Origin of the sequence: Gelidibacter salicanalis, from assembly GCF_016469035.1 — a bacterium.
Classification (GTDB): domain Bacteria; phylum Bacteroidota; class Bacteroidia; order Flavobacteriales; family Flavobacteriaceae; genus Gelidibacter; species Gelidibacter salicanalis_A.
The window spans coordinates 1-18,734 of record NZ_JAEHJZ010000031.1 but is presented as its reverse complement, the minus strand read 5'-3'; the positions used below and the strand labels follow the sequence as shown (position 1 = coordinate 18,734).

Annotated in this window: 15 protein-coding genes and 5 tRNA genes; 19 read left to right on the top strand and 1 reads right to left on the bottom strand. The window is 37.0% G+C overall.

Translation table 11 applies throughout. The features are described from left to right. Positions 1-241: 241 nt before the first annotated feature. The 19 genes from JEM65_RS12625 to JEM65_RS12535 all read left to right on the top strand — a co-directional run bounded on the left by JEM65_RS12625 (position 242) and on the right by JEM65_RS12535 (position 17,995). Positions 242-1,588 carry a carboxypeptidase-like regulatory domain-containing protein gene (locus JEM65_RS12625; RefSeq protein WP_233530641.1) on the top strand — a complete coding sequence of 449 codons (1,347 nt, stop codon included), beginning with the start codon at positions 242-244 and terminating at the stop codon, positions 1,586-1,588. A 456-nt stretch (positions 1,589-2,044) separates the two neighbouring features. Further along, positions 2,045-2,239, top strand: a complete 195-nt coding sequence (rpsU, locus tag JEM65_RS12620) for a 30S ribosomal protein S21 (protein WP_199600052.1) — start codon at positions 2,045-2,047, stop codon at positions 2,237-2,239. Between the two features lie 94 nt (positions 2,240-2,333). Beyond that, positions 2,334-3,245 (top strand): tyrosine-type recombinase/integrase, encoded by a 912-nt coding sequence (locus JEM65_RS12615; RefSeq protein WP_199600051.1) that lies wholly within the window; start codon positions 2,334-2,336, stop codon positions 3,243-3,245. An 83-nt stretch (positions 3,246-3,328) separates the two neighbouring features. Continuing rightward, positions 3,329-3,631: a ribosome hibernation-promoting factor, HPF/YfiA family gene (gene hpf / locus JEM65_RS12610; RefSeq protein WP_199600049.1), complete on the top strand. Its 303-nt coding sequence runs from the start codon at positions 3,329-3,331 to the stop codon at positions 3,629-3,631. Positions 3,632-3,731: 100 nt separating this feature from the next. Beyond that, positions 3,732-3,805 (top strand) — tRNA-Thr (locus JEM65_RS12605). 89 nt (positions 3,806-3,894) lie between these two features. After that, positions 3,895-3,976, top strand: a tRNA-Tyr gene (locus tag JEM65_RS12600). Positions 3,977-4,340: 364 nt separating this feature from the next. Beyond that, positions 4,341-4,413: transfer RNA gene (locus JEM65_RS12595), tRNA-Gly, on the top strand. 157 nt (positions 4,414-4,570) lie between these two features. Beyond that, positions 4,571-4,642 (top strand) — tRNA-Thr (locus tag JEM65_RS12590). Positions 4,643-4,706: 64 nt separating this feature from the next. Next, a complete protein-coding gene (gene tuf / locus JEM65_RS12585; RefSeq protein WP_199600047.1) occupies positions 4,707-5,894 on the top strand; it encodes an elongation factor Tu in 1,188 nt (395 codons plus the stop codon). A 134-nt stretch (positions 5,895-6,028) separates the two neighbouring features. After that, a tRNA-Trp gene (locus JEM65_RS12580) sits at positions 6,029-6,101 on the top strand. A gap of 87 nt (positions 6,102-6,188) precedes the next feature. After that, a complete protein-coding gene (secE, locus tag JEM65_RS12575; protein WP_199600045.1) occupies positions 6,189-6,383 on the top strand; it encodes a preprotein translocase subunit SecE in 195 nt (64 codons plus the stop codon). 14 nt (positions 6,384-6,397) lie between these two features. Then, positions 6,398-6,955: a transcription termination/antitermination protein NusG gene (nusG, locus tag JEM65_RS12570; RefSeq protein ID WP_199600043.1), complete on the top strand. Its 558-nt coding sequence runs from the start codon at positions 6,398-6,400 to the stop codon at positions 6,953-6,955. Positions 6,956-7,023: 68 nt separating this feature from the next. Then, positions 7,024-7,461, top strand: a complete 438-nt coding sequence (gene rplK, locus JEM65_RS12565) for a 50S ribosomal protein L11 (protein WP_199600041.1) — start codon at positions 7,024-7,026, stop codon at positions 7,459-7,461. A gap of 12 nt (positions 7,462-7,473) precedes the next feature. Then, positions 7,474-8,163, top strand: coding sequence for a 50S ribosomal protein L1 (gene rplA / locus JEM65_RS12560; protein ID WP_199600039.1), 690 nt, complete (start codon positions 7,474-7,476; stop codon positions 8,161-8,163). Positions 8,164-8,181: 18 nt separating this feature from the next. Next, complete coding sequence (gene rplJ, locus JEM65_RS12555) at positions 8,182-8,703, top strand: 50S ribosomal protein L10 (protein WP_199600037.1); 522 nt, start codon at positions 8,182-8,184, stop codon at positions 8,701-8,703. A gap of 59 nt (positions 8,704-8,762) precedes the next feature. Next, positions 8,763-9,137, top strand: a complete 375-nt coding sequence (gene rplL, locus JEM65_RS12550; protein ID WP_199600035.1) for a 50S ribosomal protein L7/L12 — start codon at positions 8,763-8,765, stop codon at positions 9,135-9,137. 139 nt (positions 9,138-9,276) lie between these two features. After that, entirely contained in the window at positions 9,277-13,089 is a 3,813-nt protein-coding gene (rpoB, locus tag JEM65_RS12545) for a DNA-directed RNA polymerase subunit beta (RefSeq protein ID WP_199600033.1), read from the top strand. Between the two features lie 92 nt (positions 13,090-13,181). Then, on the top strand, positions 13,182-17,483 hold the full coding sequence (gene rpoC, locus JEM65_RS12540) for a DNA-directed RNA polymerase subunit beta' (RefSeq protein WP_199600031.1): 4,302 nt from the start codon (positions 13,182-13,184) through the stop codon (positions 17,481-17,483). A gap of 194 nt (positions 17,484-17,677) precedes the next feature. Then, positions 17,678-17,995 (top strand): DUF3467 domain-containing protein, encoded by a 318-nt coding sequence (locus JEM65_RS12535; protein ID WP_199600029.1) that lies wholly within the window; start codon positions 17,678-17,680, stop codon positions 17,993-17,995. Positions 17,996-18,132: 137 nt separating this feature from the next. Here the strand turns inward: JEM65_RS12535 and JEM65_RS12530 are convergent, their stop codons facing one another. Further along, positions 18,133-18,360 (bottom strand): (4Fe-4S)-binding protein, encoded by a 228-nt coding sequence (locus JEM65_RS12530; RefSeq protein ID WP_199600027.1) that lies wholly within the window; start codon positions 18,358-18,360, stop codon positions 18,133-18,135. Positions 18,361-18,734: the final 374 nt, after the last annotated feature.

The window sequence follows — 18,734 nt, the reverse complement described above, 5'->3', positions numbered from 1 at the left end:
AAGATTCCCACTGGAATTATCACAAAAATGGTGATAGATAAAAGCATTACAAACCGGGAACCTAATTTATAAAACCTCATTTTAGCCAAGTTCCAATGTTGCTAAAATGAGGTTTATATTTGATTTTTTGAATGTGAGTTAGTATTAATCTACACCAAATACCATGAAAGTAAATTATATCAAACACCTGCTAACGTTATCAATTTGCTTTTTTTGTTTTTCTGCGTTTGCGCAGAAAGAATTGAAAAATAAAATCTCTGACTTTGGCACGTTGATGCCTATTGAAAGTGCTAGCATTTACGTGCAAAACACCACTATTGGAACGGTCAGTAATGCCGATGGTAAATTTGTGTTGCAAGTACCCACGCAATTTCTAAATGACACCTTGGTCATTTCGTCCATCGGATTCAAAAGTTTTAAAACCCCTGTCAGTGAATTTGACAATACACAAGACATCTATTTAGAAGAAGATATTGCGTCTTTAGACGAAATTGTGCTGGTGGCAGAATCCAGACCCAAAACTGGTAATGATATTGTGAGTAAGGCGCTCGAAAAATTATCGGTAAATATGCCCGAAACGCCTTATTTACAAAAGGGGTTTTTACGTCATAAAGAGCGCAACCGAAGAGAGTTTAAATGGCTTATCGAAAGTGCTATTACCGTATATGATTCCAGTTATGCATCTTCAGCACCCACCAATCTTAAAATCAATGTAGATCAAGTCAGAAAGAGTTATGATTTACGGGATGTGGACAGTTTACTCACCTACACAGCCTATCTTAAAGAGAAAGCGAATAAGGGAAATCTACACGCCAGAAACCTAAGGAGGGACACCATAAAAACATCCACCTTGGTAAAAGCCATTAAATGGAATGATACGAGAATTAATGGGCTACAAAATTTATTTGAAAGCAAATTAAATGTTTTCAGAAACGCCAATACCAACCGTGCGTTATTTGGAGATGATGTGTTGGACACCCATCAATTCAGATTGGATACCATCTTAGTCGATAACGACCGGAAGCTTTACAAAATTGAAATTTCTGAAAGTCACAAGTATATAAATTTAGAAACCAAAGGCATTTATAATGACGGGTATCAGGCCAAAGGTTGGCTCTATATTTATTATGATAATTACGCCATCAAGAAATTGGAATATGAATTGGTTGCGGCATCCAATGCCCAAAAGAGTAGGAGTAAGACGCTTTTTGATACCCAAATTAATCATAAGCTCATCATGACCTTTAGAGAATATCAAGACAAAATGTATCTTAATTATGTGTATTATGAAACGCCTAAGTTGGTTAATGTTGGGTATAAACCCACGAAACCAGGTGAAATCAACGAGGCAGAAGCAAATACTGATGAACGTTTTTACTACACCGTTCAGGAGCTGTTATTTACTGAAATCATTCTCGATTCAGAAAAAATAGACACGGTACTTCAACAACCATGGGATCCAGATATTTTCGCGGTGAAACCTTATAACAAGGAGTTTTGGAGAAATTACAATACACTCTTGGAAAGTGAAGAGGATGAAAAATTGATCCAAGATTTGACCAAGCGGTCGTCCTTATATAAGGATTGATTTACTAGCGTGAGCGCTGTTAGAATTGTTCTATGGAGTAACCACGGGTTTCCTTCAACGGATAAATTATAAAGGTCGTGCGCATTTAAGAAGGTCTTCTGGTAATTTTAGTACGTTATTTGAATTACAACATTTTTTTTAATTGCAGATTCATCAGTGTTCGGTAAAACAGGTAAAAAGTTTGCAAACCCCCTTAAAGCATGATCTGGTTCGAGAACTTAAAAATGACACCTTGTTTTTTGAAACCAATTTCACTTAGAGTGATTGGGCAAATTTAATTTAGAATAACGACTGTTTATCCGTTAGTTACAATCAAGTCTTTGTTCTTTTCCCGATAGTTATCGGGACTATAAGCGCAGCGATCTTAATTCTTTATTGGACAATAATGTTGCAGATTATAATTTACTTTTTATATTTGCAGCCTGAAAATTCTAAAAGAGAGGAGGTTAAGACACTATGTTAATAATACCAATTAAAGAAGGAGAACAAATAGATAGAGCACTGAAGCGCTACAAACGTAAGTTTGATAAAACTGGTACAAAGCGTCAATTGCAGACGCGTAAGCAGTTTAACAAGCCTTCGGTAGAGCACAGGGCTTTGATTCAAAAAGCACAATACGTTCAACGTTTAAGAGAGCAAGAAAACGTGTAAGCGTTCTATTGTATTTAATAAAAAGAGATTCCTGCACTAGCAGGAATTTTTTTTGCCCTATATTTAAAAATCAAAATCATAAAAGGCTCGATACATGTCCGTACTAAATACAGAGTTCTCTTATTTTTCAGAATATTTACGCCACGAAAAAAAATATTCTGAACTGACCGTTAAGGCGTACCTCACAGATCTTGAAGGTTTTTTGAAATTCATTACTGAAGAATATGGTTCGGAAAATATTCAAGAAGTGAACTATTCACAAATAAGACGGTGGATTGTAATGCTTGTGGAAGCTGCAATTTCAAATAGAAGCATAAATCGTAAGATTTCCTCCTTGAATTCCTATTTCAAATTTCTGATTAAAATAGGAACTATAGAAGCAAACCCGCTATCTAAACACAAAGCTTTAAAAACTACAAAAAAAGTTCAAATTCCATTTTCACAAAAGGAAATGGCAGATGTGATGGAGATTTTAGAATCGGAGACTGATTTTGAGGGTATCAGAAATCGGTTGATTGTAGAATTATTTTATGCTACAGGAATTAGACGCATCGAACTCATTCAAATTAAGCTCAAAGATATTGATCTTGCCAACAAAACCTTAAAAGTACTCGGAAAGCAAAATAAAGAACGTTTTATCCCGTTAATTGATACGGTGGTATTGACAGCAAAGCTTTATATGGAGCTGAGAAATACTTTAGAAAATATTGAACATCCAGAATATTTGTTTTTAACCAAAAAAGGGTTAAAAGTATATGAAACGCTTGTTTACAGAATTATAAATGAGTATTTTAGTAAAGCGTCTTTAAAGGTAAAAAAGAGTCCGCATATATTGAGGCACTCCTTTGCGACGCACTTGCTTAATGAAGGTGCTGATTTAAACGCTGTTAAAGAATTACTGGGGCATTCAAGTTTAGCGGCAACCCAGGTGTATACGCATAATAGTATTGCCGAGCTAAAAAAAGTATATGAAGGTGCACATCCAAGAAGTAAAAACAATACCTAATGTCTAACCGAAATGGAGGCATGAAACTATAACCCTCAAAAGTTATATTTTTTTATGCTGCCAATTTATTAAAAAAACAACAGATGAAAGTAAACATGCAATCAGTTAACTTTAGTGCAGACAAAAAGTTAGTCGACTTTATTCAGAAAAGAATGGATAAGTTGGATTTATTTTACGATAAGGTCATCCAGTCTGATGTCTATCTTAAAGTTGAAAACACAAGCGACAAAGAAAATAAAATATTTGAGGCAAGAGTAAATGTACCGGGAGATAGTTTTGTTGTGAAGAAACAATGTAAGACATTCGAAGAAGGTGTAGATATGGCCGTTTCGTCGTTGGAAAGACAGTTAAAACGTAGAAAAGAGAAATTAAGATCACATATTTGAAAAAAAAATTAAAAAATGTTTTGATTAAATAAATAAATCTATACATTTGCAGTCCGTTAGAAATAGCGGGCTTTTTTATTGAAGGAATAGATCATAAAAAGCCGATGTAGCTCAGCTGGCTAGAGCAGCTGATTTGTAATCAGCAGGTCGTGGGTTCGAGTCCCTCCATCGGCTCAAAAACCCGAAAGGGTTTTGAGATTTTTTTCCTTCGATAAAAGCACTGGGCAACCAGTTAGAAGTTCATTAACAAAGATTGAATAATTGGGGAGATACTCAAGCGGCCAACGAGGGCAGACTGTAAATCTGCTGACTACGTCTTCGCAGGTTCGAATCCTGCTCTCCCCACAAAACTTTTAAATAAGCTACTGTCAAAAGCTCGCTTTTGTAAAGTAGTGTTTTAAAAGTTTTAGTAAGGGGTCACCCTTACGGATCACCGACCGCAGGGAGGTAATCCATTAAAACATGATGAGATTTTCAAAAGCTCGCTTTTGTAAAGTAGTGTTTTAAAAGTTTTAGTAAGGGGTCACCCTTACGGATCACCGACCAAAGGGAGGTAATCCTAACAACATGAAAGAGTGTTAAGATGCTCGCTTTTGTAAAGTAGTGTTTTAAAAGTTTTAGTAAGGGGTCGCCCTTACGGATCAAAGTTCATTAAATAGTTCATTAAATAATGGAGTTTGAAATTTCTTAAACGGAATTTCATAAAAATGCGAGAGTAGCTCAGTTGGTAGAGCGTCAGCCTTCCAAGCTGAATGTCGCCGGTTCGAACCCGGTCTCTCGCTCAAAAAGTGGAACGTGGTCACGTTAATGCGTCGACCCGCTCTAAAAAAGGATACCATCGCAACAACTTGGCGTGGTGTCCTGCTCTAGATTAGTTTACGAGTTACTTACTGCGGTTTACGGATCGTAAATCCAGAAATCGGCTATCGTAAATGAACCGCCGGTGTAGCTCAGGGGTAGAGCGTTTCCTTGGTAAGGAAGAGGTCACGAGTTCAATTCTCGTCATTGGCTCTTTTGAATAAGCAAAATTAAATTTTTGAACACTAATATAAATTAAGATTAAAATAAATTAAACATGGCAAAGGCAACTTTCGATCGTTCAAAACCACACCTTAACATAGGTACTATTGGACACGTAGATCACGGTAAAACAACTCTAACTGCTGCTATTACTAAAGTATTAGCTGATGCAGGTTTTTCAGAAGCAAAATCATTTGATCAAATTGACAACGCTCCAGAAGAAAAAGAAAGAGGTATTACAATTAATACATCTCACGTAGAATATGCAACAGCAAACCGTCACTACGCTCACGTTGACTGTCCAGGTCACGCGGATTACGTAAAGAACATGGTTACTGGTGCTGCTCAGATGGACGGTGCTATTCTTGTGGTTGCTTCTACAGATGGTCCTATGCCACAAACTCGTGAGCATATCCTTTTAGGTCGTCAAGTAGGTATTCCTCGTATTGTTGTATTCATGAATAAAGTGGATATGGTTGATGATGAAGAGCTATTGGAATTAGTTGAAATGGAAATCAGAGATTTATTGTCATTCTACGATTATGATGGCGATAATGGTCCTGTAATTCAAGGTTCAGCATTAGGAGCACTTAACGGTGAGCAAAAATGGGTAGATACAGTATTACAATTAATGGAATCTGTTGATGTTTGGATTGAAGAGCCAGTTCGTGATATGGACAAGCCTTTCTTGATGCCTATTGAAGATGTTTTCTCTATTACTGGTCGTGGAACTGTTGCTACAGGTCGTATCGAAACTGGTATTGCTAAAACAGGAGATCCAGTTGAAATTATTGGTATGGGAGCTGAGAAATTAACTTCTACTATTACTGGTATCGAAATGTTCCGTCAAATCCTTGATAGAGGTGAAGCTGGAGATAACGCAGGTATCTTGTTAAGAGGTATTGAGAAGTCTCAAATTACTAGAGGTATGGTTATTGTTAAGCCAGGTTCAGTTAAGCCACACGCTAAGTTTAAAGCTGAAGTTTATATCTTGAAAAAAGAAGAAGGTGGACGTCATACTCCATTCCATAATAATTACCGTCCACAGTTTTACGTACGTACAACTGACGTAACAGGAAACATCTTGCTTCCTGATGGCGTTGAAATGGTAATGCCAGGAGACAACTTGACTATTACAGTTGAATTGATTCAATCAATTGCAATGACTGTAGGTTTACGTTTCGCTATCCGTGAAGGTGGTAGAACTGTAGGTGCTGGTCAGGTAACTGAAATTCTAGACTAATTTTAATGGTCTAAATATTAATTAAGGCGTCTTGAATTTTCAGGGTGCCTTGATTATGTTTACGGGTTTAGCTCTCCCGATAGCTATCGGGATGGTATAGCACGAAAAAAGATTGAAATAGAAATATTTCATCTACGGGTTTAGCTCAGTTGGTAGAGCACTGGTCTCCAAAACCAGGTGTCGTGAGTTCGAGTCTCTCAACCCGTGCAAAGCAATTTAAAGTATTCAGTAGTAATAGTTTAAATGAAGTTAATAAAGAATTAGAAGCGCTTGCTTTAAAATAAACACAACCGTATGGCAGGATTTGTAAATTATATTTCAGAATCTTTTGGTGAATTAAAGAACAATGTAACTTGGCCAACATGGGCTGAGGCACAGCGTTTGACCATAGTAGTGGCTGTTTTCTCAATCATATTTGCCTTGGCAATTTGGGGAGTGGATACTGTGTTTAGTGGAGTTATCGAAGCTTATTTTGACTGGATTAAGTAAAATACAAAAAGAGAATGTCTGAAACTAGTGGAAATAAAAAGTGGTATGTTGTAAGGGCTGTTAGTGGTCAAGAAAACAAAATTAAAGCCTATATAGAAAATGAAATCACCCGTTTGGGTCTTGAAGATTTCGTGGACCAGGTTTTGGTGCCTACTGAAAAAGTAATTCAAATTCGAAACGGAAAAAAGATAAACAAGGAAAAGGTTTATTTTCCTGGTTATATAATGATTCAAGCCAACTTGAGTGGTGAGATTCCTCACATTATAAAATCCATAACTAACGTTATTGGATTTTTGGGTGAAACTAAAGGGGGAGACCCTGTGCCTTTAAGACAATCTGAAGTAAACAGAATGCTAGGTAAGGTAGATGAGCTTACGGTAGATGCGAATGCTAATGTTGCCATTCCATTTACTATAGGTGAAACGGTTAAAGTTATTGATGGACCATTTAATGGTTTTGACGGTACTATCGAAAAAATAAATGAAGAAAAGCGTAAACTTGAAGTGATGGTGAAAATTTTCGGAAGAAAAACGCCATTGGAATTAAGTTATATGCAAGTTGAAAAAGTTTAATAATTGTTACATATAGATCGTAGGTCTTTCGGCTTCCAATGGGAAGATTTACAACTAAAATTTTAAAAATGGCAAAAGAATTAAGTAAAGTAGTTAAGCTACAAGTTCGGGGAGGCGCAGCGAATCCATCGCCGCCGGTAGGACCCGCTTTAGGAGCTGCTGGTGTTAACATCATGGAATTCTGTAAGCAATTTAATGCTAGAACTCAGGATAAGGCAGGTAAAGTATTACCGGTTGTAATTTCTGTATTCAAGGATAAATCGTTTGATTTCGTTATTAAAACACCACCAGCTGCTGTACAATTATTGGAAGCGGCCAAAGTGAAAAAAGGATCTGGAGAACCGAACAGAAAGAAGATAGCAAAAGTAACCTGGGATCAAATTAAAGCTATTGCAGAAGACAAAATGCAAGATTTAAATGCATTTACCACTGAAAAAGCTATGGGTATGGTTGCAGGTACAGCAAGATCAATGGGTATTACTGTAACAGGTAAAAAACCTAATTAAAAAATTTCTGAAATGGCAAGATTAACAAAAAAGCAAAAAGAGGCAAGAGCTAAAGTTGACAAAAACAAACTTTATTCTCTTGAAGAGGCTTCGGCTTTATTAAAAGAAATCACTTATACAAAGTTTGATGCTTCAGTGGATATCGCTGTAAGACTAGGAGTAGATCCTCGTAAAGCAAACCAAATGGTAAGAGGTGTAGTTTCTTTACCTCACGGAACAGGAAAGGACATGAAAGTTCTTGCATTGGTAACCCCTGACAAAGAGCAGGAAGCTAAAGATGCAGGTGCTGATTATGTAGGATTGGATGAATACCTTGAGAAAATCAAAAATGGTTGGACAGATGTTGACGTTATCGTTACCATGCCTGCAATCATGGGTAAATTAGGTCCTTTAGGTAGAGTATTAGGCCCAAGAGGTTTAATGCCAAACCCTAAGACAGGTACAGTAACGATGGATGTAGCTAAAGCAGTTGCAGAAGTAAAAGCTGGTAAAATTGACTTTAGAGTAGACAAAACAGGAATCGTACACGCTCCAATAGGAAAAGCATCTTTTAGTGCTGACAAATTGATGGAGAATGCTAACGAACTGTTGACAACTTTAATAAAAATGAAACCTGTTGCGGCTAAAGGTGTGTATGTAAAAAGCATCTTTATGTCAAGTACCATGAGTCCAAGTATATCAATAGATACTAAAATAGGTTAGTAGTTAAACTTTAATATTATGACAAGAGAAGAAAAATCACAAGTTATTGAAGAGTTGACTGCTCAATTAGCGGAGAATACACATATCTATTTAACAGATATTTCTGGATTAAACGCATTAAACACTTCAAATTTACGTCGTGCATGTTTTAAAGCAAACATTAAAATGGCCGTTGTAAAAAATACGTTGTTAGAGAAAGCCATGGCTGCCTCTGATAAAGATTTTGGAGACCTTCCAACGACTTTAAAAGGGAACACTTCAGTAATGTATTCTGAAACTGGAAATGCTCCAGCTAAGGTAATTAAGGAGTTCCGTAAAAAGTCTGCTATGCCTTTATTAAAAGGTGCTTTTATAGAAGAAGCAATCTACATTGGAGATGACCAATTAGATGCGTTGGTTGACATCAAGTCTAGAGAAGAGTTAATTGGAGACATCATAGGATTGTTACAATCTCCAGCTAAAAACGTTATCTCTGCACTTAAGTCAAGTGGTGGTAAAATAGCAGGCATCGTCAAAACATTATCCGAAAGAGAAGGATAAACAACTCAGTACGCACTTAAACAAATTATATTTTATTAAAATTATTAAAACGATAGAAAATGGCAGATTTAAAAGATTTCGCAGAAAAATTAGTTAACTTAACAGTAAAAGAAGTTAACGAATTAGCTACAATATTAAAAGATGAGTACGGTATCGAACCAGCTGCTGCTGCAGTTGCAGTTGCTGCAGGTGGTGGTGCTGGTGCTGAAGCCGCTGAAGAGCAGTCAGAATTTGACGTAGTTCTTAAGGCAGCAGGTTCTTCTAAATTGGCAGTTGTTAAATTGGTAAAAGAATTAACTGGTTTAGGTTTGAAAGAAGCTAAAGAATTAGTTGATGGTGCACCAAGTAACGTTAAAGAAGGTGTTTCTAAAGATGAAGCAGAAGCTTTAAAAGCTCAATTAGAAGAAGCTGGAGCAGAAGTTGAGCTTAAATAAGCTTAGCCCAAACTACAATTTATGGTTTAGGTCTTCCCAATCCCGATAACAATCGGGGCGGAATGACCTAAACCCTTTTGTGTATATTAAAAGTACATAAAAAAACTACTATTTTTTTTAATCAAAATCTCGTTCATCGATGTTAGCACAAAAAGCTGAAAGATTAAATTTCTCTTCTATTGTAAATAGAACGGATTATCCTGATTTTTTGGATATCCAAATAAAATCCTTCCAGGATTTTTTCCAATTAGAGACTAAATCTGAAGAAAGAGGGAATGAAGGTCTCTACAATACCTTCATGGAAAACTTCCCAATCACCGACACTCGCAATCAATTTGTTTTGGAGTTTTTGGATTATTTCATTGATCCGCCAAGATATGCAATTGAAGAATGTATTGAAAGAGGATTAACATACAGTGTGCCATTAAAAGCGCGTTTGAAGTTGTATTGTACAGATCCTGAACATGAAGACTTTGAGACGATTGTACAAGATGTGTATTTAGGTACCATCCCTTACATGACGCCAAGTGGAACCTTCTGTATTAATGGTGCTGAGCGTGTTGTCGTTTCACAATTGCACAGATCTCCGGGGGTATTTTTCAGTCAGTCATTCCATGCCAATGGAACTAAGTTATATTCTGCCAGAGTTATTCCTTTTAAAGGATCATGGATTGAATTCGCTACAGATATCAATCAAGTGATGTATGCGTATATCGATCGTAAGAAAAAATTACCAGTTACAACCTTGTTTAGAGCTATCGGCTTTGAGCGTGATAAAGACATCCTTGAAATTTTCGATCTTGCAGAAGAGGTAAAAGTTTCTAAGTCTGGTCTTAAGAAAATCATAGGTCGTAAATTGGCTGCACGTGTGTTGAACACATGGCACGAAGATTTTGTTGATGAAGATACCGGTGAAGTAGTTTCTATTGAACGTAATGAAATTGTACTCGATCGTGATACTGTTTTAGATAAAGACAATATTGAAGAGATTCTTGAGGCAGATGCAAAAACGGTTCTTTTACACAAAGAAAGTACGCAACAAGGCGATTATTCTATTATCCATAATACACTTCAAAAAGATCCAACAAACTCTGAAAAAGAAGCTGTTGAACATATTTACCGTCAACTACGTAATGCAGAGCCGCCAGATGAGGAAACTGCACGTGGTATTATTGATAAATTATTCTTTTCTGACCAACGTTACTCTTTAGGTGAAGTAGGTCGTTATAGAATGAACAAAAAACTACAGTTGGATATCGGTATGGATAAGCAAGTGCTTACCAAATTAGATATCATTACTATTATCAAATATTTAATCGAGTTGATCAACTCTAAAGCTGAGATTGATGATATTGACCACCTTTCTAACCGTCGTGTACGTACAGTAGGGGAGCAACTATCTCAACAGTTTGGTGTTGGTTTAGCCCGTATGGCACGTACCATTCGTGAGCGTATGAACGTTCGTGATAATGAGGTGTTTACCCCAATTGACTTGATCAACGCGAAGACCTTGTCTTCTGTAATCAATTCATTTTTTGGTACCAACCAGTTGTCTCAATTTATGGATCAAACCAATCCGTTGGCTGAGATTACGCACAAACGTCGTTTATCAGCATTAGGACCTGGAGGTTTATCCAGAGAGCGTGCAGGATTCGAGGTTCGTGACGTACATTACACACACTACGGTCGTTTATGTCCAATTGAAACTCCTGAGGGACCCAATATTGGTTTGATTTCTTCACTTTCTGTATATGCAAAAGTGAATGGAATGGGCTTCATTGAAACACCTTACCGTAAAATAACAGATGGTGTTGTTGATATTAAAAACGCACCAACCTATTTAAGTGCTGAAGAGGAAGAAGACATGTTGATTGCGCAAGCAAACCTCAAGATTGATGCCGTCGGAAAAATTATTGAAGACAAGATTATTGCTCGTCAAGAAGGTGATTTCCCTGTAATTGATGGGGTATCGGCTGATTATACTGACGTTGCTCCTAATCAGGTTGCTTCTATATCAGCGTCATTGATTCCGTTCTTAGAACATGATGATGCCAACAGAGCCTTGATGGGATCTAACATGATGCGTCAGGCAGTACCATTATTGCGTGTTGATGCACCAATTGTTGGAACTGGTTTAGAGCGTCAAGTAGCTTCAGACTCTAGAGTACTGATTAATGCAGAAGGTGAAGGAACTGTGCTTTATGTAGATGCTAATGAAATTACGATTCAATACGAACGTACGGAAGAACAAGCAATGGTTAGTTTTGATAGTGATACCAAAACCTATCCATTAGTTAAGTTTAGAAAAACCAACCAAGGCACGTCTGTTAACTTAAAACCTATTGTAACCAAAGGCGATAAAGTTAAAAAAGGACAAGTACTTTGTGAAGGGTATGCGACACAAAACGGAGAGCTTGCTCTTGGACGTAACATGAAAGTGGCCTTTATGCCTTGGAAAGGTTACAACTTTGAGGATGCCATCGTGATTTCTGAAAAAGTAGTTCGTGATGATATTTTTACTTCTATTCATATTGATGAATACTCATTGGAGGTTAGAGATACCAAATTAGGTAATGAAGAATTGACTAATGATATTCCTAACGTTTCTGAAGAGGCTACTAAAGACTTAGATGAAAACGGTATGATTCGTATTGGTGCTGAGATTAAACCTGGTGATATCCTTATCGGAAAAATTACACCAAAAGGTGAATCGGATCCAACACCGGAAGAAAAATTACTAAGAGCAATCTTTGGTGATAAAGCTGGTGATGTAAAAGATGCTTCATTAAAAGCGTCTCCATCATTACACGGTGTGGTTATTGAGAAAAAATTATTCTCAAGAGCGGTAAAAGACAAACGTAAGAGAGCTAAGGATAAAGAGGATATTGATGCACTAGAGGCAGTTTACTACAGAAAATTTGACGACTTAAAAGTAGTTTTAGTCGAAAAATTATTTGCTATCGTAAACGGTAAAACAGCGCAAGGTATCTTTAATGATCTGGGAGAGGAAATCATTCCAAAAGGTAAGAAATATACCTTAAAGATGTTAAACTCTGTAGATGACTATACGCATTTAACTGCAGGTATTTGGACCGCTGATGAGCAAACCAATACTTTAGTGGCAGATTTGATCCACAATTACAAGATCAAGGAAAATGACCTTCAAGGGTCTTTGCGTCGCGAAAAGTTTACTATTTCTGTAGGAGATGAGTTGCCAGCAGGTATTATTAAATTAGCTAAGGTTTACATTGCTAAAAAACGTAAACTTAAAGTTGGTGATAAAATGGCGGGTCGTCATGGTAACAAAGGTATTGTTGCGCGTATTGTACGTCAGGAAGATATGCCATTTTTGGAAGATGGAACTCCGGTTGATATCGTATTGAATCCACTTGGTGTACCTTCTCGTATGAACATTGGTCAAATCTATGAAACTGTTCTTGGATGGGCTGGTCAAAAATTAGGACGTACGTATGCTACACCAATTTTTGATGGTGCTACCTTAGATCAAATCAATGAATTGACGGATGAAGCTGGTATCCCACGTTTTGGACATACTTACTTATATGATGGTGGTACAGGAGATCGTTTTGATCAACCTGCAACTGTTGGTGTAATTTATATGTTAAAACTAGGACATATGGTAGATGATAAGATGCACTCGCGTTCTATCGGACCATACTCATTGATTACACAACAACCATTGGGTGGTAAAGCTCAATTTGGAGGTCAGCGTTTTGGTGAGATGGAGGTATGGGCACTTGAGGCTTATGGCGCATCTGCAACCTTACGTGAGATCTTAACAGTAAAATCTGATGATGTTATAGGTAGAGCAAAAACTTACGAAGCAATCGTTAAGGGAGAGCCAATGCCAGAACCAGGACTACCTGAATCTTTCAACGTACTTATGCACGAATTGAAAGGATTAGGATTAGATATTAGATTGGAGGAATAATATCGCAGATATTATTCCGTGGTAGAGACAGATAATCATCTGTCTCTACCCAATCGAAAAAATTAAATTTTAATTTGTTAGTACCATAAAAAATGGCAAGAAGACAAGATAAGAATACAGTACAGAGATTTAACAAAATCTCCATTGGTTTAGCGTCTCCAGAGTCTGTTTTAGCAGCATCTCGTGGTGAGGTTCTTAAACCTGAAACTATTAATTATCGAACACACAAACCAGAAAGAGATGGTTTGTTCTGTGAGCGTATTTTTGGTCCTGTAAAGGATTTTGAATGTGCTTGTGGTAAATATAAGCGTATCCGTTACAAAGGCATTGTTTGTGACCGTTGTGGTGTTGAAGTAACTGAAAAGAAAGTACGTAGAGATAGAGTTGGACATATCAATTTAGTAGTTCCTGTTGCTCATATCTGGTATTTCCGTTCATTACCAAACAAAATTGGATATGTATTAGGATTACCTTCCAAGAAATTGGATATGATTATTTATTACGAACGTTACGTTGTAATTCAACCAGGAAATGCTAAAAATGTTGATGGAGAACCATTACAACGTTTAGATTTCTTGACGGAAGAAGAGTATTTAACTATTCTTGAATCTACGCCACAAGATAATCAGTACTTAGATGATAATGATCCAAACAAATTCATTGCAAAAATGGGAGCGGAATGTTTGATTGATCTGCTTTCAAGAATTGATTTGAACGATCTATCCTTTGAATTGCGTCATAAAGCAAACACTGAAACTTCAAAACAACGTAAGACTGAAGCATTAAAGCGTCTTCAAGTTGTAGAGGCTTTCCGTGACTCTAACGCTAACCGTGAGAATCTTCCTGAATGGATGATTATGAAAGCTATACCAGTAATTCCACCAGAATTACGTCCGTTGGTGCCTTTGGATGGTGGTCGTTTTGCGACTTCAGATTTAAATGATTTATACCGTCGTGTAATTATACGTAACAACCGTTTGAAGCGTTTGGTTGAAATCAAAGCGCCTGAGGTTATTTTACGTAATGAGAAACGTATGTTGCAAGAATCAGTAGATTCATTATTTGACAACACACGTAAGGCATCTGCAGTTAAAACAGATTCTAACAGACCGTTAAAATCATTATCTGATTCCCTTAAAGGAAAGCAAGGACGTTTCCGTCAGAACTTACTAGGTAAACGTGTGGATTATTCAGCACGTTCGGTAATCGTCGTTGGACCAGAATTAAAATTATTTGAATGTGGATTGCCTAAAAACATGGCAGCAGAATTATACAAACCATTCATCATCAGAAAACTGATTGAGCGTGGTATTGTAAAAACTGTAAAATCTGCAAAGAAAATTATAGACCGTAAAGAGCCAGTAGTTTGGGATATTTTAGAGAATGTTTTAAAAGGACATCCAGTACTTTTAAACCGTGCTCCAACATTACACAGACTGGGTATCCAAGCGTTCCAACCTAAGTTGATTGAAGGTAAGGCAATCCAATTGCATCCATTGGTATGTACGGCGTTTAATGCCGATTTTGATGGGGATCAAATGGCGGTGCATTTACCATTAGGACCTGAGGCTATTTTGGAAGCGCAATTATTAATGTTGGCTTCCCATAATATCTTAAATCCTGCTAACGGTTCTCCTGTTACTGTACCTTCTCAAGATATGGTGCTCGGTCTTTACTATATGACCAAAGAACGCAAGTCTACTGAAGCGGTTAAAATAAAGGGTGAAGGCTTAACATTCTATTCTGCAGAAGAAGTCAATATTGCTTACAATGAAAAGATGGTGGACTTAAACGCTGCTATTAAAGTAAGAACTGAAGCTTTTAATGACGAAGGTGAATTGACAAAACAAATTGTTTCAACTACTGTAGGTCGTGTGCTTTTTAATGAAAAGGTGCCAGCTGCAGCAGGATATATCAACGAAGTTTTAACTAAAAAATCATTAAGGGATATTATTGGTGACATTTTAAAAGCAACCTCTGTTCCTGAAACAGCAGAGTTTTTAGATGAAATTAAAGATCTTGGGTACAAGTTCGCCTTCCAAGGTGGATTGTCGTTCAGTTTAGGGGATATTATTATCCCACCTGAAAAACAAAGCATGATTGATAGTGCCAACAAACAAGTTGATGGTATTATGGCCAACTATAACATGGGTCTTATTACTAACAACGAGCGTTACAACCAAGTTATTGATATCTGGACCTCTACCAATGCTGAATTGACTGAATTGTCAATGAAACGTATTCGTGAAGATCAACAAGGGTTTAACTCGGTATATATGATGCTTGATTCTGGAGCTCGTGGATCTAAAGAACAGATTCGTCAGTTAACCGGTATGCGTGGATTGATGGCGAAACCTAAAAAATCTAACGCCGGTGGTGGAGAGATTATTGAAAATCCAATTCTTTCTAACTTTAAGGAAGGTCTTTCGATTTTGGAATACTTTATCTCTACTCACGGTGCTCGTAAAGGTCTTGCCGATACCGCACTTAAAACAGCAGATGCTGGTTACCTAACACGTCGTTTGGTAGATGTATCCCAAGATGTTATTATCTACAGTGAAGACTGTGGTACATTAAGAGGTATTGAAGTTTCTGCATTGAAGAAAAATGAAGAGATCATTGAAACTCTAGAAGATAGAGTTGTGGGTAGAACGTCATTAAATGATGTTTATGATCCTTTAACTCAAGAACTTATCGTTAGTGCAGGTGAACATATTTATGATTCAGTTGCAAAACGTATCCAAAACTCGGCTTTAGAGTCTATTGAGGTTCGTTCTGCATTGACTTGTGAAGCTACTAAAGGTATTTGCTCTAAATGTTACGGGCGTAACCTTGCTACTGGTAAAATGGTACAAAGAGGAGAAGCTGTTGGTGTAGTTGCTGCGCAATCTATTGGAGAGCCAGGAACACAGTTAACACTTCGTACATTCCACGTTGGAGGTATTGCGGGTAACATTTCTGAAGAAAATAAATTGACCGTTAAGTTTGACGGTATTGCGGAAATTGAAGATTTAAAAGTTGTAAAGGGTACAGATAGCAGTGGCGATGCCGTTGATGTTGTAATTTCCCGTACATCTGAATTTAAATTGATTGATGCAAAAACTGGAATTACTTTAAGTACAAATAATATTCCTTACGGATCATTCATCTACTGCAAGCCAGGAGATAAAGTGAAGAAAGGCGATGTGATTTGTTCTTGGGATCCGTATAATGGTGTCATTATTTCTGAGTTTGCCGGTAAGGTATCTTACGAAAATATTGATCAGGGTGTCACTTACCAAGTTGAAATTGATGAGCAAACAGGATTCCAAGAGAAAGTGATCTCTGAGTCTAGAAACAAGAAATTGATTCCAACATTGCACATCCAAGATTCCAAAGGAAACGCGATACGTTCTTATAACCTACCTGTAGGTTCCCACTTGATGATCAATGATGGTGAGAAGATTAATGTTGGTAAAATCTTGGTAAAAATTCCTCGTAGATCAGCTAAGTCTGGTGATATTACGGGAGGTTTACCACGTGTAACTGAGTTGTTCGAAGCACGTAACCCTTCTAATCCTGCTGTAGTAAGTGAGATTGATGGTGTTGTGTCTTTCGGAAAAATCAAAAGAGGTAACCGTGAGATTGTTATCGAATCTAAATTAGGTGAGATTAAGAAATACTTGGTAAAACTATCCAGTCAAATTCTTGTTCAAGAAAATGATTATGTTAAAGCTGGTATGCCTTTATCTGATGGGTCTATCACTCCTGATGATATCTTGAATATCAAAGGACCTTCAGCAGTGCAACAATATTTGGTAAATGAGGTACAGGAAGTATATCGTTTGCAAGGTGTGAAGATTAATGATAAGCACTTTGAGGTTGTTGTAAGACAAATGATGCGTAAAGTTAAGATCATCGATTCTGGGGACACTATTTTCTTAGAAGATCAATTGGCTCATAAATCTGATTTCATCGAAGAAAACGATAAAATCTTTGGAATGAGGGTTATTGAAGATGCTGGAGATTCCAAAACTCTTAAACCAGGACAAATTGTAACCATGCGTCAATTAAGAGATGAAAACTCTGTAATTAGAAGAGAAGATGGTCAATTGGCTGTTGCAAGAGATGCACAACCCGCTACCGCAACTCCTATATTACAAGGAATTACTAGAGCGTCATTACAAACAAAATCGTTCATTTCAGCGGCATCGTTCCAAGAAACGACCAAAGTTCTTAACGAAGCTGCAGTAAGCGCTAAAGTTGATGAATTGGAAGGCTTGAAAGAAAACGTAATTGTTGGACATAGAATTCCTGCAGGAACTGGAGTAAGACGCTATGAAAATATCATCGTCGGTTCTAAAGAAGAATTCAATCAAATGATGAAAGCTAAAGAAGAGTTAAATTACAACTAATAAAATGCCACTTCTGTTTTTTGCAGAAGTGGTTTATTGAATACTCCCGACGCAACTCGGGATCTCATGAATAAATTGACGATTTTGAGCGCATCTCAAGTGATATCCAATATTGACAATATATTCAGATACTAACTTTTAAAGATTGAAATTCCTTCCCGATAGCTATCGGGATTAGCAGGAATGTAAGAATTATGAGCGATATTAAAGAAGACCAAAAACAAGGACAAATCAATATTGAATTAGATGAAAAAACAGCGGAAGGGATCTATTCCAACTTAGCGATTATCAATCATTCGGTATCTGAATTTGTAGTTGATTTTGTAAGCATTATGCCTGGAACCCCAAAAAGCAAAGTGAAGTCACGAATTATCCTGACGCCACAGCACGCTAAGCGTTTGCTTAAAGCTTTGGGTGAAAATGTAAAGCGCTTTGAAAACGCACATGGTGAAATTAAAGATTATGAACAGCCGCCAATCCCATTAAATTTTGGTCCAACTGGTCAAGCATAACTAAAAAAATCCTCTGAATTTCAGAGGATTTTTTGTTTCTATCCGTTCACGGCAGAATAAAAGCATTTGCTAGTATTTGGCACCAACAGATTAATATCCTTTTGATTCACTTCAAAGGGGTTTTTGGTTTGTGCTCCTTAAGCTACTTTTTGATGTAATTGGAAGGTCAGCGCTCCAGAAGGGCACTTCTTAACTTGATCAATGATTTTCTGATACGGAGCGCCATCTAAGTCAATCCATGGAATCACTGAGGTCTGGAAGACATCAGAAAGTTCTTTTGCACAACGTCCGGCATTGGTGCACATACGAGGTTGGTAAGTAATCGTAATATCACAATTACTAAACTGGTTAGCATTGGTATCCATAAGTAGCTCAATTTGGGGATTTGACTCTTTTTTAAATTTTAGAAAACGTAGTGCAATGTGACGCTAAATTTCCTAAACCTCTCGTTTAAATTTACAACAAAATAAGACAAAGTGCAAGCTCTAAAGCTGAGTATCGTTGAATGTCAATCTACTTTTTAAAAGATAGAATTCCAGATGCCAAATAGATTCATTTTGGCATCTAGAATGTGTGGTTTTATTATCTAGTTAGTGTCTGGCCGTAAACCTTCAAGTTGTTGATTATTAGGTTAATAACTTATTCTTTATCGCTGAATCTCCCTCAAAAAAAAGCCGTAAATTAGTAAGAACAACGTTTTTACTGGGATTGCTCTCTATAGATTCGATAAAAAATGATG